Source organism: Amedibacillus sp. YH-ame6 (assembly GCF_053848845.1).
On sequence record NZ_JBSPEZ010000012.1, the window covers coordinates 64126 to 84855 of the forward strand.

Consider the following 20730-nt stretch of genomic DNA (forward strand, 5'->3'; position numbering starts at 1 on the left):
AATCCATGATGTGTGTAGTATGCGCGCATTGAATCGCGCACCGTAAAATATTATAACACAAAACTATACAATTACAACCGCTTTTCTTAAAAAACCAAATATAAAACACACCCTTAAGCTTTATTCATGAGCTCTTGGGTGTGCAGTTGTATACGCTTGTTTCAAACGTTCTTGTGTAACGTGTACATAAATTTGTGTAGTTGATAAGGAGGAGTGTCCAAGAAGTTCTTGTACTACTCGTAAATCTGCTCCATTATCTAACAGATGTGTCGCAAAACTATGACGAAACATATGTGGATGAATATGCACATGCAAATTACATTCTTGTGCTGCTTTATCCATAAGGTATTGTACTCCTCTTGTGGTGAGTTGTGTTCCTCTAGTGTTCACAAACACATAGCTATGGGATTCTTGTTTCACCCAAGCACTACGCACATGGTCAATGTACTGTAATACCAAATTCCCTGCTGTGTGATAAAAAGGTACAAGTCTTTGTTTATCCCCTTTCCCCACAACACGAAGAATTTGATCATGAAAATCAATATCTTTAAGTTGTAAATTCACAACTTCACTCACACGCAAGCCACAGGCATACATAAGTTCAAACAAAGCACGATTGCGCAACCCTTCCATTTCATCCAAGGAAAAGGAACTTAGAAACAAATCCATTTCATCATAGAATAAAAATTCTGGAATACGTTTTGATTGTTTTGGTGTTTTAAAATATAAGAACGGATTATTTCTAACACCCACATATTCATTAAGATATCGATAAAACGAACGAAGAGAAGATAACTTTCGAGCGATTGTAGAATTTTTTAATTCTTTCGCCATACCCGTACGCGAACGAAGTTCACTTATGAAATTCATCACAACTGTACGATCAACAGAATCAAAATCATCAATCCCCTCTTCCTTTATAAAATCTATGAACTCTTGTATATCACGTTGGTACGCATCTTTTGTATGTGCGCTACCACTGTTAATTTGTGATATATAATTCAAAAAACGAGTTAATAGTTCTTCCATAGTTAACTGAATTGAGCTGCGTATTCATCAATCACTTCTAAGGCTTGTTTTGCATACGCTTCTTTTCGATCTTTCTTTTTCACATTTACCGCAAGCTTCATAATCCCAAAGTTTGCGTTCATCGGTTGAAAGTATTTTGCACTTGCATGTGTAATATAATGTGCTTGAGAACCCATTACACAAGTATTCGGTAATACCACACATTCTTTACCCTGTAGGTAGTTTGCCATATTCAAACCTGCAAGTAAACCAGAGGCAGCACTTTCCACATATCCCTCTACTCCACAAAGTTGTCCTGCAAAGAACAAATCATCACGTGTACTATGTTGGTAGGTTGGACGTAATACTTTTGGTGCACGTAAATAAGAATTACGATGCATCACACCATAGCGAACAATGGATACCTGTTCAAGTCCTGGAATCATAGAAAGAATACGTTTTTGTTCTCCCCATTTCAAATGCGTTTGAAACCCTACTATATTGTAAAGGGTCGCAACCGCGTTATCTTGACGCAACTGTACAACTGCATATGGCATAGTGCCATCTTCTTTTTCCAATCCAACAGGTTTCATAGGACCAAACAACAAGGTCTTCTCTCCACGTCGTGCCATTTCTTCAAATGGCATACACCCTTCAAAGTAAGTTTCTTCAAAATCGTGTAAATCTGCAGTTTCCGCATGGATTAGCGCATCATAAAAAGCATCAAACTCTTCTTTGTTCATCGGACAGTTAATATATGCCGCATCTCCTTTATCATAACGAGATTTTATATAAGCCTTCGAAAAATCAATGCTTTCTTTTTCAACAATTGGCGCAGCAGCATCAAAGAAATGAAAATAATCCTCATGTGTATACTCACGAATCGCTTTCGATAACGCATCACTTGTTAAAGGTCCACTCGCAATGATACATGGTCCTTCAGGAATATAATCTACTTCTTCATAAACAACTTCCACAAGGGGATGGTTCTTTATTGTATCCGTAATCATTTTTGAGAAATTTTCTCGATCCACAGCAAGCGCACTACCCGCAGGAACACGTGTTTCATCTGCACAGTGCATAATCAAAGAATCTAAATGACGCATTTCCTCTTTCAAGATACCCACGGCATTCAATAAGGAATCGCTACGTAAAGAATTGGAACATACAAGTTCTCCAAATAAATCGCTTGTATGTGCAGGTGAAGAAACCACTGGTCGCATTTCCACTAATTTCACAGAAATGCCACGTTTCACCAATTGCCAACATGCTTCACATCCTGCTAATCCAGCTCCTACAATTGTCACTTGACTCATGATTCATCCTCTTTCTTGCTCTTCTTCACTGTTTTCTTCACTACTTTTTTCGCAGTTTTTTTAGTTGCTTTCTTTGGTTTTGTTTCATCTTTCTCTTTTGCCTTTTTTGGATCTTTCTTTATATAACGGCATTTTGGATAATTGCTACAGCCAGTAAAGACTGTCCCAAAACGAGATTTTCTTTGTACAAGTTCATGCCCACATTCTGGACACATTTCACCAGTAGGAACAGGTTCTTCTTTTGGTTTATTACTTTTGATAGTTTTACATGTAGGATAATTACTACATGCCATAAAGGAACCATAACGTCCTTTTTTCATAACCATCTTATTTCCACAGTTAGGACAAATTTCATCACTCACAGATGGTTCTTCATCCTCACTCTTTGTATAACGACATTCAGGAAAGTTAATACAAGAGATAAATTTTCCATAGCGTCCCACTCGGTAGACAAGTTCTTTGCCACATTCTGGGCACATATCTCCAGTTTTCTCTAGTTCTTTCTTTTCCATATTTTCATACGCATGTTCCAACAATGGTTCAAATTGCGCATAGAACGTACGTACTTCTTCAATGTTATCACGATTACCTGATGCAATTTCATCCAAATGATGTTCCATATTCGCTGTATAGCTAACGTTGATAATATTAGAGAAGAATTCTTGTAATTTTGTATCCGTTAATTCGCCTTGTTCACTTGGAATAAATACCTTGGTCTTACTTCCTTCAGAACTACGTTCTAAAGATACATACCCTCTTGCTTGTAACGTATCAATAATAATTGCATACGTAGAAGGACGCCCAATTCCCTTTTCTTCCAAATCTTTGATCAAACGTGCTTCACTATAACGCAATGGTGGTTCCGTAAAGTGCTGCTTCCCTTCTAGTTCAACATCTTTCAAAGTTTCTTGTTCTTCTAGAATTGGCAACATTTCATCTTTTACACTTTCATAGTCGCCGTATATTTTCAAATACCCATCAAACGTTAAAATAGAACCATTGGCGCTGAATTCACATCCACCACTCACAATTATGGCATTCACAACATCAGACTTGCTAGGCGCCATTAAAGAAGCTAATGTTCTAGCATAAATTAGCTTATATAATTTATATTGGTCATTTGTTAAGTATTCTTTGATTGCTTCTGGTGTGTTTTGTACATTGGTAGGACGAATTGCCTCATGCGCATCTTGTGCATTTTCTGAGTTCTTTTGACGCACGCGTCCACGATACTCTTTTCCATATGCAGATTCAATGTAATTCCCACAATCCATGACGAATTGATCACTCAAACGAGTAGAATCGGTACGCATATAGGAAATCAAACCTTCTGGTGATCCACCATGTAGTGCAATCCCTTCATATAGTTTCTGAGCAACTTGCATTGTTTTCTTTGCACCAAACCCTAACTTAGTACTTGCTTCCTGTTGTAGTGTAGAAGTAATAAAAGGCATCTTTGCTTCTTTTTTACGTACTTTCTTTTCAATAGAACGAACAACAAACTCATCACAACGTTCGATGATGGTATCGACATCTTCCTGTGTTTTAAGTTCTGCTTTCTTTCCATCCACTTTATTTAAAGAGGCACTGAATGTTTTTCCATCTTTATCCACAAGTGCCGCAAGCGTCCAATACTCTTCACTCTTAAACGCACGAATTTCATTTTCTCTTTCCACAATCAAACGTAATGCAACAGATTGCACACGACCTGCAGATTTTGATTTAATCTTACTTTGTAATAATTTTGATAATTTAAACCCAATGATACGATCAATCATACGTCTCGCTTCTTGGGATTTCACCATTGGCATATCAATTGTTCTAGGTGCATCAAAAGCTTTCGTAACTGCACCTTTCGTAATTTCATTAAAGATAATACGATTTTCATCCGCTACATCCAATTCAAGAATTTGCGCTAAATGCCATGCGATTGCTTCCCCTTCACGGTCAGGGTCACTTGCTAAAAAAACATGGTCACTCTTTTTCGCAAGTGCTTTTAATTCTTTTACAACTGCTCGTTTATCTGTACTTACCTTATATGTAGGTTCAAAATCATGATCCACATCAATTCCAAGCCCACCCTTGCCTGTTGTCGCTAAATCTCTTATATGTCCCTTAGAAGAAACCACATGATAATCGTTTCCTAAGTATTTCTCTATTGTTTTAGATTTGGAAGGTGACTCCACAATTACTAAATTTTTCATTCATTACCTCCTATTTCGAATAAATCACGTATCCTATTATTTGCACATTTTTTTAATTTGTCAAACATTTTATGTTAAATCATGTAAATATCTTCCTCATCTACTAGGATATTAGCACCCTGTGAGATGAGTAGATTACATCCTACTCCATCGATTGAACCAAAATCATGTGGTACACAATAAATTGCTCGATCTAAAGAAATTGCTTCATTTACAGTTAACATCGTTCCACTTCTTTTCCTAGCTTCTATTACAACGATAGAATCACTCAATGCAGCAATCAGACGATTCCTCCAAGGAAAATGATAGGCATAGGGTTTGGAATTAGGTGGATACTCACTGATGATCAAATGATGCATTCGCATACATTGATATAGTTGTGCATTTTCTTTAGGATATATCACTTGTAAACCACACCCTATCACACCAATGGTAGACGCATCCAACGCACATTTATGTGCAAGCGCATCAATACCCTTTGCTAATCCAGACACAATCACATACTTTTGTTTTAGGATGTTGGTAACCTGAGTACAGTATTGCATACTTTTTACTTCCGCAATTCTGCTACCAACAATACCACAACTTCTCTTAGTACACAAGCTTAAGTCACCTTCATAAAACAAAATCCAAGGAGCGTATTCCAAATCCAACAATCTTTTGGGATAATCTTCATCTACAATCGTCACATACCTACCATTATATGGCACATTCTCCCATGCCTCTTTGTTGTTCATGGCTCGTTGTATCTTCTTCCAATCCCCATCGTACTTCCACGCATAATACAAAATAGCTTCTCTCATATAAACTACCTCCTACTATACCTATACGAGATAAACTTTAAAAATCCTAAAAAAAAGACAGAAATATTTAATTTCTATCTTTTTTGTACTTATTTCTTAGCTTTTGTAACAGTTGCGATGGTTTCTTCTAAAAAATCTTTTTGTGCATCATCCACTAAGATTTCTCTAGCACTTGTTAACATACTTGCCATATTTTGCAAATCACTAGGCACGATCAATTTCGTTGCTTTTCCATCTGCTATCTTTTCATATGTTTCAAGACCCTTCAAGCTTAAATACTCTTTTGTAGGATGTGCATTCTTAATCATTTCAATACCACGAGCTTGTGCTTGATAGATTCTCTCCATCGCTTGCGCTTGCCCTTCTGCTTCCGCAATCATTTTCTCTTTTTGCGCAGTTGCACGTAATACGATTGCCTCTTTTTCACCCTCAGCAGTTAAGATATTACTTCTCTTTTCACCTTCTGCACGTAAAATAGATTCACGACGTTCACGTTCTGCACGCATCTGTTTCTCCATTGCTTCTTGAATATCACGTGGAGGAATGATGTTTTTAACTTCCACACGACTTACTTTAATTCCCCATGGATCTGTTGCTTCATCAAGAATTGCACGCATTTTTGTATTGATAATATCACGAGATGTTAATGTTTCATCAAGTTCCAAATCACCAATGATATTACGAAGTGTTGTTGCTGTTAAGTTTTCAATCGCTGTGATTGGTCCAACTACTCCATACGTATAAAGCTTAGGATCTGTAATCTGGAAATATACAACTGTATCAATTTGCATTGTTACGTTATCCTTTGTAATTACAGGTTGTGGTGCAAAATCTTTCACCACTTCTTTTAATGTTACTTTGTTACTTACACGGTCAATAAATGGAATCAAAATATGAATCCCAGTATTCCATGTAGAATGATATGCCCCCAGACGCTCTATAACGTAAGCTTTTGCCTGAGGCACAATGCGAATTAGGTACGCTAAAATACCAATGACAACAAATACACCTACTACAAGTCCAATAATTAAGAAAACGTTCATGTTTACCCTTCTTTCTGTATATGTTAGATTACTCGTTTAACGAGTAATTTAGCACCCTCAATTGCGATTACTTTTACTTTTTCTTGTTCTTCAATAACTTCATCATCCACTGGGACAGCATGCCATAAAGAACCACTCACTTTTACTTCTCCCCATTCTTCCTTCGATAGTTTTTTTGTCACTACCGCAATGGACCCAATACAACGATCTGCATTGGTCGCAATTACATTACCACGTAGATAACGTGTTGCTACAGGGCGTACGATTAACATACTCACAAGTGATACTACCACAAAGCATACGATTTGTGTCCAAACAGGTAAATGAATCAAGGCAGCGATTGCTCCAATAGCTCCACCTACCGCAAACCAAATACTCACTAGAGCAGTCGGTGTTGCTAGTTCAATTAAAACTGCCGCAATACATACTATAACCCAAATTAATACCATAGACATTTCATGTCACCCCTTACTTGCACTTAATTCATGCAAATCTGCAATCAGCATATTTTGTTTCTCATCAAACACAGCGTTGATTTTCAAACCATCGATTGGCTGATCAATCATGGCAGATAATTCCTCGATAATCATTTTGTTACTGATTCTGGCATACCCTTTACCAACAGATATTTTATGCAGTTGTGCAAGTGGTACCAGATTGAGATCAATTTCACGTTTAGTAACAGGACAGATACCTAATTGACTATGTGTCTTATCAATTCCTATCATCACCCATCGTACATCTTGAAATATAGATGCAGCGCTACTATTCAACGTTATATTGTTTGGATATAGTGTCAAGATCATGGTATATACATTACCTTTTACCCATTCAAACATTCTGCCACCGCCTTTCTTACTTACATTATATTATTATTCTTATTTTTTTGCAATACTTTTCTTAATTATTATTCATCTTCTTATTTTTCTTATAGATATTACTAAAAAAAGCGGCAATTGCCACTTATATATCCAATGCTAATTGCATCTGATCCATTTCTGCTACTGGAGCATAAGAATGTCGATAGATATGATCAATTACTCCATACGTATGCATCGCTTCCATGTGTGCTTTGGTAGGATACCCTTTATGTTTTGCAAACCCGTATTGTGGATACAGTACATCATACGCCATCATGATATGATCTCTTGTCACTTTAGCTAAGATGCTTGCTGCCGCAATACTTACACTTTTCTGATCCCCTTTCACCAAAGGAATCACATCCATACTACATTGTGGCAAAGGCATCGCATCACTCAACACGCCATCCGCTTGTTCAAACATTTCTGTTAATTTCTGCATCGCATGTTGTGTTGCACGATAAATGTTTTCTTCATCAATAACTTTAGGTTCAATAATCAAGATATGATATTCACTAGCCAGTTCTATAATTTCCTTAAATAAGACTTTTCGCTTCTTTTCACTTATCTTTTTAGAATCATATATTTCTTCATGTTCAAATCCAACAGGAAAAGAAACTGCCGCCACCACCAATGGACCCGCCATTGGACCACGTCCCGCTTCATCAATCCCAATGATTTTTGTTTTTCCTTCACTCCACCATTGTTTTTCATATTGATTCTCAGTTTTCATCTGGTAGCTCCCAAGTAATACACCCTAAACGATCATCACGCAGTTCACGTAAAAACGTTTCAATCGTACGTTTAAAATCAATATCTTCTTTATTTCTTAAAAACCCTCGTTTTCTCGCAATCCTTTCAAACATTACATAAGGATCACTATCTATTTCTACCTCATATCGATTCACAATTTTTTGCGGATCATTTTTCAACAAAAACTCCATTGCCCATACTGATATTTCTTCAAGCGGTAAAATTTCATCGCGAATAGCTCCCGTAACCGCAAGTAGAACACCCACTTGCTCATCCTCAAACTTCGGCCATAAAACTCCTGGTGTATCTAACAATTCTAAGTCTTGATGTACTTTGGACCATTGCAAAGCTTTTGTAACCCCTGGTCGATCTCCCGTTACTGCAATTTTCTTCTTTGATATCTTATTTATAAAAGTAGATTTCCCTACATTCGGCACACCTACCACCATAGCACGCAACGCTCTAGGACGAATCCCTCTTCGAATCATACGATCGATTTTAGGTTTCATCAATTCTCTAGAAGCTGCAACTACCGTTCCTGTAATATTTTCCTTTGGAATATCCAACGCTAATACCTTAGTTGTTTCATTACTTAATGCTTTCATCCACTTTGCTGTCACTTGTGGTTCTGCTTTATCTTTTTTTGATAGAATAATTAAGCGTGGTTTATCTTTACTTAATTCATCAATCATAGGGTTCTTCGATGCACAAGGTATTCTAGCATCGCGAAGTTCTATAATCATATCCACCATTTTCATCTTATCTTGCATTTCCCTTTTGGCCTTCGTCATATGACCAGGAAACCATTGAATTTGAATCTTACTATCCGCCATTACCAATATACCTCATTTCTTGTATTGGACTTATCACCAATACACCCTTTGCGATGATTTGTTCTCGTTTAAACGCCCCAACACTTTCATTTCTAGAATCCAAAGAATTCACGCGATTATCCCCAATCAAAAGATATTCATCTTCTCCAAGCTTTTCCGATACGAAATCATTCGTAAAGTTCACTCGTTCTCCTTGTGCCTTCATAGACTCGACATAAGCCTTATCCAAAAATAGTTCTTTCACTTCTTTTCCATCGATATATAAGACATCGTTCTTATACTCAACTGTTTCATTTGGTAAACCAATAACACGTTTCACCCATAACGCATCCGTATCGTAATTTTTCGCCACAACAACATCAAAGCGTTTGATACTTGTTGTATAAGATGCCGCAACATTGATAAATACCGTCTCATCATCTTTCAACGTTGGATACATCGAAGTACCTCGTACCGTTTCTTTACGTGCAATGAACACAAAAAACAACGAAACTATCACTCCACATATAAAAAACAAACGTATCGTGGAAACAACATTATAAAGAATATCAATTTTATCTGTAGCTTTCTTTTCTTTCATCATTCCGTAACCCTCATTTTACCAAACGGCAAGAATACCACTGCACCCTTTCCTATGATATCAGAACGTTTGAATGGTCCCAGTTGCACAGAATCAATAGATACATATCGATTATCTCCCATCAACCAATATTCATCCTCACCTAAGGTAACTTTATCAAAATCTTTAGTAAACACTTCGTTTGCATATAATATATTTTGCGCAAAATCATTATCCAAATAGGGTTCTTCAATTGCTAATCCATTCACATATACTTGTTCATCTTTCGCATATACTGTATCTCCAGGTAACGCAATTACCCGCTTGATCACATCTTGACGTAAGACCGCAGAATAAGCACTTACAATATCCCCATAATCTATTCCACCGAAGTGCCCTGAAAATGCATTTGATAAAACAAACTCTCCACCTTTTAACGTTGGAAGCATACTACCTCCATTCACGCGCATTGGATGAACTACATAATTGAAAACAAAATAGACAAGAATAAAGCACACTAAAACAATTTTCAACAAAGATAACACATTTGATAAAATCACTTTACCAAGTGTTTCTTTGGAATCTTGTGTATGCTTACTTCTCGCAAGATCATCCATTATGCTTTACCTCCCCGTTGTCTAAAATATATAAGAAAAAGCCGAGTGTAACTACCCGACTTTATCAGTTTAACGAATTTCTTTAATACGTGAAGCTTTACCTGAACGTCCGCGTAAGTAGAATAATTTGTTTCTTCTAACTTTACCATGACGTACAACTTCAATTTTCTCAACAATTGGAGAATGCATAGGGAATGTTCTTTCTACACCAATCTGGTTTGAAATTTTACGTACAGTGAATGCTTCACTGATTCCACCACCATGTTTTTCAATAACCAAACCTTCGAAAACCTGAATACGAGACTTGTCACCCTCTTTAATCTTAACGTGTACACGTACCGTACTTCCTGGCTTGAAGAATGGAATATCTTTCTTCAACTGTGATTTTGTAACTTCGTTTACTAACTGCATGTTCATAATTATGGCGCTCCTTTCGCTTGTGTTAAACGACAGGCTCATGAATCTAGAAAATGTTCAGCGGAACCGCGTTGCCAATAGGCCTAATAATAATAGCATAAAGGAATGTGGTTTGTAAAGTCTTTTCTCATAATTTTGCACCGTGTATATAAAATCATCAAATTGTGGAAAGCTCGGGTACTTTCCGTTATCATCATACCATTTTTTCGTTCATTTTGGAAATGAAAATCAGATTATTTGCATAATTTTTCTTAAGATTTTCACATCTCATCTTCATGCGTATAAATACTAAAAAAAAAGAAGACTTAATGTTCATCTTCTATCTCTTTTAACAGTTTCTTTTCTTCTTTCGTATACACTCGATTGATTAATAAATCTGGTCTTTTTTGCATTGTTCTTTTCAAAGATTCTTTCAAACGCCATTTCTTGATATTGGCGTGATGACCACTTAACAAAACTTCTGGTACTTGCATACCATCGAATTCAACTGGCCGTGTATACTGCGGATATTCCAATAATCCATTTTCAAAAGAGTCATCCAAATGACTTTCTTCCTGAATTACTCCATCTAACAGACGTATCAAGGCATCACTGATTACAAGCGCAGCCCCTTCTCCACCAGTTAACACAAAATCACCAAGTGACACTTCTAAATCCACATAACTTCTAATACGTTCATCAAACCCCTCATAATGTCCACATAATAAAATGATATGAGAATGATGAATAACCAGTTCTCTTGCCATTTTTTGTTGGAAACGTTCACCTTGGGGAGTCATCATAATGACAAATGAATCATCTCCACGAATTGCCTTCAAACAATCCGCAATCGGTTGTACAGACAACAACATCCCCTGCCCTCCACCACAAGGAGTATCGTCTACATTATGGTGTTTATCTAATGTATAATCACGAAAGTTTACACACTCTAATTCTACCAAACCTTTTTCTATTGCACGTTTCATAATGGAGGTAGATTGAAAACTTTCGAAGAACTCAGGAAAAAGTGTTAGAATCGTTATTTTCATAAACCTTCCATCATTTCTACGTGCATAATTTTCTTTTCTTTATCAAATTCTTTTACAAAATGTTTTACAAAAGGAATCAGTTTCATGTCTTCTCCATTGACTACGCGAAGAACTACATTTGCGCCTGTTTCAATGATTTCACTAACTTTCCCAATGTATTGATTTGATAGATCGTAGACTTCACTATCCATCATTTCATAAAAATATGCTTCATCATCTTCTAATTCATGAAGTTGTTCCTCATGTATATAAAGAGTACTCCCTTTCCAAGACTCAACTAGATTAATATCTTCATACCCATTAAACGTAACAAGTAACATATCTTTTTGCACACGAACTGTCTGAATCGTTAACTCGATACTTTTTTGGTTAACATCGATATATACATTTGCTTTTTTCGCAAAGCGTAATTGTGGGAAATCCGTCAATGGTTTTACTTTTACTTCCCCTTTTAAACCATGGGTATTTACCAAAACCCCTACCTTTATTGTTTTCATATAAAAGCCCTAAAACAGGCATTCAACTCCTTCCTATATTTTTTATTATACCATGAAAAAGGATGTGTATGCCACATCCTAATATGCTTCAAATTTAATGGTAACTCGTTTATCTTCTTTCCTTGATGCTACAGACATCATTTGACGAATAGAAGCAGCCATTGCACCTCTTCTTCCAATCAAACGAGCAACGTCATCACTATTTGCATATACATACAATAAGATTTCATTGTCTTCTAATGTAGGCATCATTTTCACAGATACATTGGTTTTATCTTCAACCATCGGTGTTACAAGATCCAACAAAGTTTTTTCGTAATCCATACTGTTTTTTATTTCGCGTGTTTTTCGTCGTGTAAACGTTTCATGATACCCTGTTTTGAAAGGATATTACGAACAGTGTCAGAAGGCTGAGCGCCATCTTTCAACCATTTAACAGCTAATTCTTCATTTACAGTTACTGAAGCAGGGTTTGTTGTTGGGTTGTAAGTTCCGATTGATTCAATAATACGTCCATCTCTAGGTGAACGAGAGTCTGCAGCTACGATTCTGTAGAAAGGTCTTGCTTTTGATCCCATTCTTTTTAGTCTTAATTTAACAGCCATGTGTTGATTCCTCCTAATTAATATTACGTAAGTAGTATACCATAATTTATACAGGTGTCAAGCACTTTTACTTGACACTTAAAATTTCTAACAAATTCTGTAAGCATCTTCCTCATGTTCATAAAACGCCTTACAACTAAGCATAGAGTTTACGACCATATCTTCACTGCTCTCTTCTGTTAAAAAAGCCATATGAGGAGACATGATTACATTATGAAATCCATTAAGTATCAACATTTCTCTTTGTTTAGAAATATAGCCTTTACGATTGTTATAATATATTCCAGTTTCTCCCTCCACTACATCCAGTGCAGCACCAAATACTTTTCCTTCCTCAATCGCTGTTATCAAAGATTCATTATTCACTAGAGCACCTCTTGCAGTATTGATTAAAACTACACCATCTTTCATTTTATCGATTGATTCTTTACAAATCATATGACGTGTTTGTTCATTCAATGGCACATGTAATGTAATGATGTCACTCTCTTGATATAGCGTATCCAAATCAACAAAAGTTGCGTATGGCAATAACGTTTCTTTCTCATGTGGGGCATGTACTAAAATCTTACATCCAAACCCATATAAATGAGCAATCAAACAACTCGCAATATTTCCAGCGCCGATCACACCCACACATTTCCCTTTAAGATTTCTACCTTGTACGCACTTAAATGAATAGTCTTGTGAAATCGCACTTTGCATAATCAACTTCATATTACGAAGTGTCATCAATAATAACATGATTGTATAATCCGCAACACTCTCTGGTGAATAGGTTACATTGGAAACATGAATCCCTAATCGTTTACAAGTCTCTATATCAATATGATCAAATCCAATCGTTCTAGTCGATATAAAACGAACACCTTGTGCGTAAAGTTCTTCAATCAGTTCTTTGGGTATTGGTGTAGATAGCACCGAGATACAAGGATATCCTTTTGCCAAATGTGTATTTTGCATCACTGCTTTGTTAGGGCAGGTTTCTATTTCCATAGAAAAACGTTTTCTACATTCCTCAAAATATCGTTCTTCTTCCACTCCACATCCATATACAAACACCTTCATACGCTTACCTCCTTAAGAAAAACAAGGCATTTGCCTTGTTTAGAATTTTCTCCCTTTGCCACCACGCATCATTTTATTCATGTTGCGCATATTTTTCATAGCACCCAATCCAGACATATTCCCCATACCATTTTTACCCATGCTTCCCATTTGTTTCATAACCGTCTTCATTTTTTCAAAATCATTGATTACACGATTTACATCCGCTACTTGCGTTCCACTACCTTTCGCAATACGGTTTTTTCTAGAAGCACGAAGAATTTCTGGATTTTCTCTTTCTTCTGGTGTCATACTTAATATAATGGCTTCACTTTTCTTCATTTTGCTATCTGCTTTTGCTTCATCTAACTGTCCAGCCATTTGACTCATACCAGGAATCATCTTCATAATTCCACCTAATGAACCCATTTTCTTAAGCTGTTGAAATTGTGATAACATATCATTTAATGTAAATTTACCACTCATCATACGATTGGCTGCTTTTGTGCTTTCTTCTAAATCCATTTTTTCTTGCGCTTGTTCCACCAATGTCATGATGTCACCCATACCAAGAATACGATCTGCCATACGATCTGGATGGAATACATCTAAATCTTCAATTTTTTCACCAAGACCAACAAACTTCACTGGTACATTGGTAATGGTGCGTACGGATAAAACACCACCACCTCGAGAATCTCCATCTAATTTTGTAACGACCAATCCAGTAACAGATAGTTGTTCATGGAAACTACTTGCGACATTAACGATATCTTGTCCTGTCATCGCATCGACCGTTAATAAGATATCATCTGGTTGAACTTCTGCCTTGATATCCGCTAATTCTTGCATCAATTCTTCATCGATATGCAAACGACCAGCCGTATCGAACAAGACCGTATCATATCCTTTTTCTTTCGCATATAGCATTGCTTTTTTTGCTGTTTCTAAAGCTTTCGTTTCTACCCCTAAAGAGAATACTTCTACACCGATACTTTCTCCTAAGGTTTTTAATTGTTCAATTGCCGCAGGACGAATCACATCGCATGCAACTAGCAATGGGCTTCTATTTTGCTTACGCTTCATTACACTGGCAATCTTAGCCGCAGCTGTTGTTTTACCAGTTCCTTGAAGACCTACCATCATAATGGTACTAATGCCTTCTTTTCTATAATTTACAGGTGCATCTTCACTACCTAATAAATTCACGATTTCATCATGAACAACCTTCACAACCATTTGCCCAGGATTTAAGGAACTCATAACTTCCTCGCCTAGTGCTTGTTCTTTAATCTTCGCAATGAAATCTTTCACAACAGCATAATTTACATCTGCTTCTAATAATGACATACGCACTTCACGCAACATGTCATTCATGTTTTTTTCTGTAAGTTTACCTTTCCCCGTTATATTCTTAAACGCCTTCCCTAAACGTTCGCTTAATGATTCAAATGCCATACCAAAAACCGCCTTTCCATTCCTTTGTTTTGTCCATTATATCATATGGATGAATTGTTGTAAAAGGTTCATAATCGTGTTTATAGACTTTTATTTTCTATATACTTCGATATGAAATTGTACACGTGTAGAAAGTTGTTGTAGCTCTCGAAGTCGATCACTACCCTCTTTTGGAGATTTCCAAAAATAAGGAGTCATTTGAAACAATGCCCAAATATCATCATGTCCATCAATACATGTTTCATAATCCACATAATACTCTTCTTCAAAGGTAAACATGCTTTGTAAACGTTCACTCTTTTCATTCTCATATACTTCTTCGTATAAGACATTTTTCATATCCATTAAATGCTGAGGACCAGGTCCAACCTTAATAAATACACCGTGTTCTTTTAGTACACGAGCACACTCTTCCTCATCAAAAGGAGCGAAGACCGACAATACCACATCTGCACACGCATCTGCTAAAGGTAAATGAAAGACATTCGCAACTCCATATACTGCACTTGTATGAGCTTTGCACGCTTCATCTACTCCATGTTTTGATAAATCAAAGCCATATACTTCACAGTCTTGAAGAACCTTCATAATCTGATTTGTATAAAACCCTTCACCACATCCTGCATCCACAAGAGATGTTGGATGAAGTTCTTTAACAATTTCTATTAATCTATCACAAAGTGGTTGATAATAACCGTGCGATAAAAATCTTGTTCGAGCGATGATCATCTCTTTATCATCTCCACTTGTTTTGTGATTCCCTAACAATAAATTCACATACCCACGTTTTGCGATATCAAAACAGTGATGATCTTCACATATATAACTAGAGCCATTTTTTTGTAATAGACCCTTACATTTCGGACATACCAACATACTATCACCTTCCAATTTAAAAATTATAGCATAATTCCTTTCAAAACATGATGACAATCGTAAATAATTATACAATTCTATACGATATAAGAAAAGAAAAGACACCACAATGGGTGTCTATCAATTCGCAGAATTAACGTTCGTTATTCTTTTGGTTGTTGTTACGTTGGTTACGATTTTGGTTGTTACGGAACTGGTTATTGAAGTTTTCTTTGAAATCTTCGCAAGAATTTTCTTTGTCATATTCTGACTCATGATTTCTCTTCTGATTTTCCAGTTCAGCACCTAATTCGATACCCATTTCGTACTGGTAAAGATCTTGTTCAACCTGTTTTTCGTTAAACTGTTTTCTTCTTTCCATTTTTCTCACCTCAAGTTTAGTATGCCTGAGGCTTTTTACTTTATACTAGAAAATATCTTCATCCACCTTAACGCTAGGATATATATTGATACTTTCTGTTTTCTCAATGCACTCATTTAATAAAGTCTCAAAATCGAATCTAGATTCCAAACGTTGTGCTCTATGTAGCGTTGGTTTGGTCACTGGATTTTTAGGAGTAAAAATCGTACAACAGTCTTCAAATGGTAAAATTGATATCTCGTACGTATTGATTTTCTTTGCCAAATCAATAATTTCCAATTTATCAAGACATGCGACTGGTCGAATCACTGGCATTTGTGTAACTTCATTGATTGTTTGCATACTCTCTAAAGTTTGAGATGCAACCTGTCCAATACTTTCTCCATTTACAATCGCAAGACAATTTTGTTTCTCACAAATGCGTTGCGCAATACGATACATCATACGACGCATAATGGTAATTGCATAACTCTCATCACAGTGCTTATAAATTGCCAATTGTAGTTCTGTAAAAGGAACTACATGTACACGTATATGTCCTTGATAAGGAGCGATTGCTCTAGCAAGATCCAACACTTTATCTTGTGCAGCTTTGCTGGTATATGGAGGTGATGCATAATGAATGCATTCAATGGAAATCCCACGTTTCATCATTAGATAACTTGCTACAGGGGAATCAATTCCTCCCGATAACATCACAAGCGCTTTTCCACCAACTCCTACTGGATATCCACCAGCACCAGGGATTTTATTTGTCATAATATAAGTATGGTCTTCATGTAATTCCACTTGGATTCTTAAATCAGGGGTCTTTACATTCACTTTCCATTCCGTATTTCGCAAGATTTCTCCCGCAAGTTCTCGATTAATTTCATCTGAAATCATTGGAAACAATTTATAACTACGACGACTTTCAATTTTAAAAGTATCGCCACTTGTTTCTTTCGCAACCATAAGGGCTGTTTTCTTAATTTCTTCAATATCACTTGGGACTTGTATCGCAAAAGAAAAAGAAGAAATACCAAATACCTTTGCCAGTGGTTCGCTTACCTTTTTAGGATCTTCTCCATTTAGCATGATATACATACGATCATGTGTTCTTTCGTACGTTAACGCCTCGAATTCTCGCAATGCGTTTTTCATATTTGTTAATAAACGTTTGATAAAATCTTTTTTATTCTTTCCTTTCGTGGATAGTTCACCAAAGCGGACCAGAATATGGTCATAAACAATGTTATTTTGTTCGATAGTCATGAGCAATCTCCTTCCATGCACGTATAAATACTTCTACTTCTTTTTGTGTTGTCAAATGAGATAATGAAATACGTACGGCATGGGTAGCACGCACTTCTCCTAATCCCATAGACAACAACACTTTTGATATCGCCTTACTCTTTGATGAACAAGTACTTTGCGCCGAAACCGCAAATCCTTTCTCGTTCAATGCATTTAGCATAATTTCACTTCCCACCTTCAAACAAGAAACATTAAGGATATAGGGAGAGCCTTCAGTGTCACTATTGATACACACATCCTCCATCTTCCCTAGTTCTTCTCGAAGATAGTTGTTTAGTCTTTTTACATACTCGTAATTGTTTTTCTGTTCTTCCAAAATCAAACGTAATGTTTTCGCAAACACAATATTGGTTGGAGCGTTGCTAGTTCCTGCTCGATAACCATTCTCTTGTTGACCACCACTGATCAATGGAAGGACTTCTATATTCTTTTTTTTATAGAAGATTGCACTTCCTTTTAAACCATAAATTTTATGAGCAGAAAATGTAGCCATATCCACCCAAGATAAATCGAGTTCAACTTTACCTAATGCTTGTACCCCATCCATATGAAAGGCAGCTCTACTATGTTCATGTACATAGTCTGCACACTCTTTAATTGGGTTAATCGCTCCAGTTTCATTATTTACCATCATCATTGACACAAGAATTGTATCTTTACGTAAAGCATTTTTCAAATCAAGTAGTGAAACAACTCCTTTTTCATTCACGGGCAAATACGTGATATCAAACCCAAAATGCTCTTTTAGCTGTTCACATGCCATATGGATACTAGAATGTTCTACACAAGTCGTAATAATATGTTTTCCTTTATAATCATTTTCCCAAGCATATCCCTTGATTACATAGTTATTTGACTCACTTGCACAAGAAGTGAAAAAGATTTCATCTGAGCGAACATGGAAAAGCTGTGCAACGGATGCACGGCTTTGTTCCATTAGTTTCGCACTTTCACGACCTATATCGTGTAAGGAGTCACTATTTCCATAATACTTTGTAAGTAACATTGTATATGTATCCAACACCTCTTTACGAATTGGTGTCGTAGATGCATAATCTAAATAAATCACGTTATTGCTCCGCGTTCATAATGCTTGGATCTTTACGACTAATCAATTTTTCATAGGAACCTGGGTGCATTTTTTCAATACATTGGATACCAATTTTCAATGCTTTTGTATATTGTCCATTTCTGAAACATAACTCAGCACGTGTTAACTCGGAATCAATTTCAGGATAAGAAGAACGATAACGGTTTCCAAATACAATTGTATTTTCCACCATAATTGCCATTCCTACCAAATTGTTCACGTTGTTATATAATGTATAAATAAAATCAATCGCATCACGTAACTCATTATTCAAACGTTTTACATCCAAAGGAGAATTATCAAGAATGACATGAATATCTTTAATCATCGAATTCCCTTTGTATAAATCTTCTTCATATTGCACCGATACATTTGGCAAACGATGTTTTGACATCTTTACACGAATTTCATTTAAAATCAATTGTAGTTTGATGAGTTGTTTCTTCGCACGTTCTTCATCGCTACAAGCGCTGTTAAGCTTCTCCATCATCGCAGAAATATCACTGCGATAACTTGCTGCACTTTGTTCTAATTCTTTATAAGCAATTAAAATGGTCGTATATGGAACTTGATGTTCCCCAACAATTTTATCTAATTTACGTTGCATATCATTTAAAGCTTCTAATCTATGATCTGCATCTTTTAACTTTTCTGTCCAATTTTCAAATCCAAATCGTTCATAAACTCGATTGTATAATTCATGAATACTTTCTACATTTTGGTTTACTTCACGAATATCCTTAAATAAGATATCAACATTATCATCTACTTCACTAAAGGCACGCTCTTCCATACTGATTTGTTCAGAAAGTTGAGCAATCCTTGTTTCACAATCATCCAAATCCTCTTTTACATTTTCAGGATTTCCGTTACGAAGTTTATTCAAATCAGATTTTAACATATCACTGATAACATCTAAATTCTTACGAACTTCTAAATGATCAAGATAAACCCCTTTGTTCTTTGCCTGTGCAAATGCATACCCTACCTCATCAATTGCTCTTGGTAAAGCACCTTTTGCACGTTCATAAAGGGATGGTAAAACTTGTACGATATCTTCTAAATGACGAATGGATTCTCCAATTTCTTTTTGTTCATCTGCAGCTTTATTAAACTCTGAGGCAAACATCCATTCTTCAAATTTAGAAAACATCTTTTCAATCGTGATGACTTCCGTTTCTAAATACTCATAGCTTTGTGAGTAGGAAGTACGATTATCATTAATTACTTTCTTAATCGCACGGAATTGTTCTTTCAATGCATTGATATGTACTCGTTGTTCATTCTCTTGTTCTAGAATGTCATCCAACACCATATTGATTTTTTTTACATCCGCTTCACACAACTCTAAATCAAATACCAATGAATCCATTTTACGTTTTGCGCCTTTGACCTTATGACCATAAATCATATCATCAATTTCCGCAAGCTCTACACTGCAGTTTTTTAGTTTCTCTTGAATTTCATCAAAGTCTGCTTTACAGACATCTACCTGTGCACTCATATCTTCATTCACACGAGATAATGCAACTGCCTTATTCAATTTAAACGCAAGAGGGATTCCCTTCAACGAGTTATAATGAAGCTCTAATTCCTCCAATTGTTTCGTAGCCCGTTTTTTACGAATCACCAACATTATAATTGTAAGTAATATAATCGCAACAAGCGCAATCACAATATAAATCAAAACATCCAAGGAAACGATGTTTTTTATACGATTGATAAAATTATCCATATAGGCACCTCTTTCACTGATTTTCACTGTATATATTGTAACATAAAACACGCAATTAAGAAATTATATTTTCGTAAGTTTTCACAGTTTTCAATAGGGTCTATAAACACTTTTTTTGACAATTTATAGAATCATATGATTTCTTTAGTTCATGATTAGTAAAGAAAGTTCTGATTGACATCTATAGGCATGTTTGGTATAGTCTCAAGTTTTACACTTGGAAGATAGTAAAAAGGTCCCAAGTCCCCTAAGTAAAGGGGATGAGACCTTTTTTCGTTATTGATTTAGTTTCGTACTTTTTCTAGAATTCACTATTCTTGAAAA

23 protein-coding genes are annotated in these 20730 nt (G+C 36.0%); all 23 read right to left on the bottom strand.

Annotated features, from left to right (window positions below; genetic code table 11):
- Window positions 1–120: 120 nt before the first annotated feature.
- Window positions 121–1029, bottom strand: a complete 909-nt coding sequence (xerC, locus tag ACWG0P_RS09320; protein ID WP_455801487.1) for a tyrosine recombinase XerC — start codon at window positions 1027–1029, stop codon at window positions 121–123.
- Between the two features lie 2 nt (window positions 1030–1031).
- Window positions 1032–2324, bottom strand: a complete 1293-nt coding sequence (trmFO, locus tag ACWG0P_RS09325; protein WP_455801488.1) for a methylenetetrahydrofolate--tRNA-(uracil(54)-C(5))-methyltransferase (FADH(2)-oxidizing) TrmFO — start codon at window positions 2322–2324, stop codon at window positions 1032–1034.
- On the bottom strand, window positions 2321–4528 hold the full coding sequence (gene topA, locus ACWG0P_RS09330; RefSeq protein WP_455801489.1) for a type I DNA topoisomerase: 2208 nt from the start codon (window positions 4526–4528) through the stop codon (window positions 2321–2323). Before topA ends, trmFO begins: the two co-directional genes overlap by 4 nt.
- A gap of 74 nt (window positions 4529–4602) precedes the next feature.
- Window positions 4603–5331: a DNA-processing protein DprA gene (gene dprA / locus ACWG0P_RS09335; RefSeq protein WP_455801490.1), complete on the bottom strand. Its 729-nt coding sequence runs from the start codon at window positions 5329–5331 to the stop codon at window positions 4603–4605.
- Between the two features lie 89 nt (window positions 5332–5420).
- The gene (locus tag ACWG0P_RS09340) at window positions 5421–6374 is read right to left on the bottom strand and encodes an SPFH domain-containing protein (RefSeq protein ID WP_455801491.1); all 954 of its coding nucleotides are present in this window, start codon (window positions 6372–6374) and stop codon (window positions 5421–5423) included.
- A 23-nt stretch (window positions 6375–6397) separates the two neighbouring features.
- Complete coding sequence (locus ACWG0P_RS09345; RefSeq protein WP_455801492.1) at window positions 6398–6829, bottom strand: NfeD family protein; 432 nt, start codon at window positions 6827–6829, stop codon at window positions 6398–6400.
- A gap of 6 nt (window positions 6830–6835) precedes the next feature.
- Window positions 6836–7213, bottom strand: coding sequence for a hypothetical protein (locus tag ACWG0P_RS09350; RefSeq protein ID WP_455791810.1), 378 nt, complete (start codon window positions 7211–7213; stop codon window positions 6836–6838).
- Window positions 7214–7337: 124 nt separating this feature from the next.
- Window positions 7338–7967: a ribonuclease HII gene (locus tag ACWG0P_RS09355; RefSeq protein ID WP_455801493.1), complete on the bottom strand. Its 630-nt coding sequence runs from the start codon at window positions 7965–7967 to the stop codon at window positions 7338–7340.
- On the bottom strand, window positions 7957–8820 hold the full coding sequence (gene ylqF / locus ACWG0P_RS09360) for a ribosome biogenesis GTPase YlqF (RefSeq protein WP_455801494.1): 864 nt from the start codon (window positions 8818–8820) through the stop codon (window positions 7957–7959). The genes ACWG0P_RS09355 and ylqF overlap by 11 nt, the downstream gene beginning before the upstream one ends.
- Window positions 8810–9403, bottom strand: a complete 594-nt coding sequence (lepB, locus tag ACWG0P_RS09365) for a signal peptidase I (protein WP_455801495.1) — start codon at window positions 9401–9403, stop codon at window positions 8810–8812. The genes ylqF and lepB (ACWG0P_RS09365) overlap by 11 nt, the downstream gene beginning before the upstream one ends.
- Complete coding sequence (gene lepB / locus ACWG0P_RS09370) at window positions 9400–9996, bottom strand: signal peptidase I (protein ID WP_455801496.1); 597 nt, start codon at window positions 9994–9996, stop codon at window positions 9400–9402. The genes lepB (ACWG0P_RS09365) and lepB (ACWG0P_RS09370) overlap by 4 nt, the downstream gene beginning before the upstream one ends.
- Window positions 9997–10065: 69 nt before the next feature.
- Window positions 10066–10413: a 50S ribosomal protein L19 gene (rplS, locus tag ACWG0P_RS09375; RefSeq protein WP_455791816.1), complete on the bottom strand. Its 348-nt coding sequence runs from the start codon at window positions 10411–10413 to the stop codon at window positions 10066–10068.
- A gap of 305 nt (window positions 10414–10718) precedes the next feature.
- Window positions 10719–11441, bottom strand: coding sequence for a tRNA (guanosine(37)-N1)-methyltransferase TrmD (gene trmD, locus ACWG0P_RS09380; RefSeq protein WP_455801497.1), 723 nt, complete (start codon window positions 11439–11441; stop codon window positions 10719–10721).
- Window positions 11438–11938: a ribosome maturation factor RimM gene (gene rimM / locus ACWG0P_RS09385; RefSeq protein WP_455791820.1), complete on the bottom strand. Its 501-nt coding sequence runs from the start codon at window positions 11936–11938 to the stop codon at window positions 11438–11440. The genes trmD and rimM overlap by 4 nt, the downstream gene beginning before the upstream one ends.
- Window positions 11939–12016: 78 nt before the next feature.
- Entirely contained in the window at window positions 12017–12262 is a 246-nt protein-coding gene (locus tag ACWG0P_RS09390) for a KH domain-containing protein (protein WP_455791822.1), read from the bottom strand.
- An 8-nt stretch (window positions 12263–12270) separates the two neighbouring features.
- Window positions 12271–12543 carry a 30S ribosomal protein S16 gene (rpsP, locus tag ACWG0P_RS09395; protein WP_455791824.1) on the bottom strand — a complete coding sequence of 91 codons (273 nt, stop codon included), beginning with the start codon at window positions 12541–12543 and terminating at the stop codon, window positions 12271–12273.
- A gap of 87 nt (window positions 12544–12630) precedes the next feature.
- On the bottom strand, window positions 12631–13611 hold the full coding sequence (locus tag ACWG0P_RS09400) for a D-isomer specific 2-hydroxyacid dehydrogenase family protein (protein ID WP_455801498.1): 981 nt from the start codon (window positions 13609–13611) through the stop codon (window positions 12631–12633).
- A 39-nt stretch (window positions 13612–13650) separates the two neighbouring features.
- Window positions 13651–15048: a signal recognition particle protein gene (ffh, locus tag ACWG0P_RS09405; protein WP_455801499.1), complete on the bottom strand. Its 1398-nt coding sequence runs from the start codon at window positions 15046–15048 to the stop codon at window positions 13651–13653.
- 90 nt (window positions 15049–15138) lie between these two features.
- Entirely contained in the window at window positions 15139–15924 is a 786-nt protein-coding gene (locus tag ACWG0P_RS09410) for a putative RNA methyltransferase (protein ID WP_455801500.1), read from the bottom strand.
- 133 nt (window positions 15925–16057) lie between these two features.
- The gene (locus ACWG0P_RS09415; protein ID WP_455801501.1) at window positions 16058–16285 is read right to left on the bottom strand and encodes a hypothetical protein; all 228 of its coding nucleotides are present in this window, start codon (window positions 16283–16285) and stop codon (window positions 16058–16060) included.
- A gap of 45 nt (window positions 16286–16330) precedes the next feature.
- Window positions 16331–17539, bottom strand: a complete 1209-nt coding sequence (gene thiI, locus ACWG0P_RS09420) for a tRNA uracil 4-sulfurtransferase ThiI (protein ID WP_455801502.1) — start codon at window positions 17537–17539, stop codon at window positions 16331–16333.
- Entirely contained in the window at window positions 17520–18650 is a 1131-nt protein-coding gene (locus ACWG0P_RS09425) for a cysteine desulfurase family protein (RefSeq protein ID WP_455801503.1), read from the bottom strand. The genes thiI and ACWG0P_RS09425 overlap by 20 nt, the downstream gene beginning before the upstream one ends.
- Window position 18651: 1 nt before the next feature.
- Window positions 18652–20406, bottom strand: coding sequence for a septation ring formation regulator EzrA (locus ACWG0P_RS09430; protein WP_455801504.1), 1755 nt, complete (start codon window positions 20404–20406; stop codon window positions 18652–18654).
- Window positions 20407–20730 lie beyond the last annotated feature (324 nt).

Excerpts from the sequence above, each read along its gene's own strand:
- lepB (WP_455801496.1), bottom strand. The coding sequence starts at position 9,996 with ATGGATGATCTTGCGAGAAGTAAGCATACACAAGATTCCAAAGAAACA.
- ACWG0P_RS09415 (WP_455801501.1), bottom strand. The coding sequence starts at position 16,285 with ATGGAAAGAAGAAAACAGTTTAACGAAAAACAGGTTGAACAAGATCTT.
- ACWG0P_RS09430 (WP_455801504.1), bottom strand. The coding sequence starts at position 20,406 with ATGGATAATTTTATCAATCGTATAAAAAACATCGTTTCCTTGGATGTT.
- ffh (WP_455801499.1), bottom strand. The coding sequence starts at position 15,048 with ATGGCATTTGAATCATTAAGCGAACGTTTAGGGAAGGCGTTTAAGAAT.
- rimM (WP_455791820.1), bottom strand. The coding sequence starts at position 11,938 with ATGAAAACAATAAAGGTAGGGGTTTTGGTAAATACCCATGGTTTAAAA.
- rplS (WP_455791816.1), bottom strand. The coding sequence starts at position 10,413 with ATGAACATGCAGTTAGTAAACGAAGTTACAAAATCACAGTTGAAGAAA.
- xerC (WP_455801487.1), bottom strand. The coding sequence starts at position 1,029 with ATGGAAGAACTATTAACTCGTTTTTTGAATTATATATCACAAATTAAC.
- trmFO (WP_455801488.1), bottom strand. The coding sequence starts at position 2,324 with ATGAGTCAAGTGACAATTGTAGGAGCTGGATTAGCAGGATGTGAAGCA.
- topA (WP_455801489.1), bottom strand. The coding sequence starts at position 4,528 with ATGAAAAATTTAGTAATTGTGGAGTCACCTTCCAAATCTAAAACAATA.
- ACWG0P_RS09345 (WP_455801492.1), bottom strand. The coding sequence starts at position 6,829 with ATGTCTATGGTATTAATTTGGGTTATAGTATGTATTGCGGCAGTTTTA.
- trmD (WP_455801497.1), bottom strand. The coding sequence starts at position 11,441 with ATGAAAATAACGATTCTAACACTTTTTCCTGAGTTCTTCGAAAGTTTT.
- ACWG0P_RS09390 (WP_455791822.1), bottom strand. The coding sequence starts at position 12,262 with ATGGATTACGAAAAAACTTTGTTGGATCTTGTAACACCGATGGTTGAA.
- ACWG0P_RS09410 (WP_455801500.1), bottom strand. The coding sequence starts at position 15,924 with ATGTTGGTATGTCCGAAATGTAAGGGTCTATTACAAAAAAATGGCTCT.
- ACWG0P_RS09355 (WP_455801493.1), bottom strand. The coding sequence starts at position 7,967 with ATGAAAACTGAGAATCAATATGAAAAACAATGGTGGAGTGAAGGAAAA.
- ylqF (WP_455801494.1), bottom strand. The coding sequence starts at position 8,820 with ATGGCGGATAGTAAGATTCAAATTCAATGGTTTCCTGGTCATATGACG.
- rpsP (WP_455791824.1), bottom strand. The coding sequence starts at position 12,543 with ATGGCTGTTAAATTAAGACTAAAAAGAATGGGATCAAAAGCAAGACCT.
- ACWG0P_RS09400 (WP_455801498.1), bottom strand. The coding sequence starts at position 13,611 with ATGAAGGTGTTTGTATATGGATGTGGAGTGGAAGAAGAACGATATTTT.
- ACWG0P_RS09340 (WP_455801491.1), bottom strand. The coding sequence starts at position 6,374 with ATGAACGTTTTCTTAATTATTGGACTTGTAGTAGGTGTATTTGTTGTC.
- thiI (WP_455801502.1), bottom strand. The coding sequence starts at position 17,539 with ATGACTATCGAACAAAATAACATTGTTTATGACCATATTCTGGTCCGC.
- dprA (WP_455801490.1), bottom strand. The coding sequence starts at position 5,331 with ATGAGAGAAGCTATTTTGTATTATGCGTGGAAGTACGATGGGGATTGG.
- lepB (WP_455801495.1), bottom strand. The coding sequence starts at position 9,403 with ATGATGAAAGAAAAGAAAGCTACAGATAAAATTGATATTCTTTATAAT.
- ACWG0P_RS09350 (WP_455791810.1), bottom strand. The coding sequence starts at position 7,213 with ATGTTTGAATGGGTAAAAGGTAATGTATATACCATGATCTTGACACTA.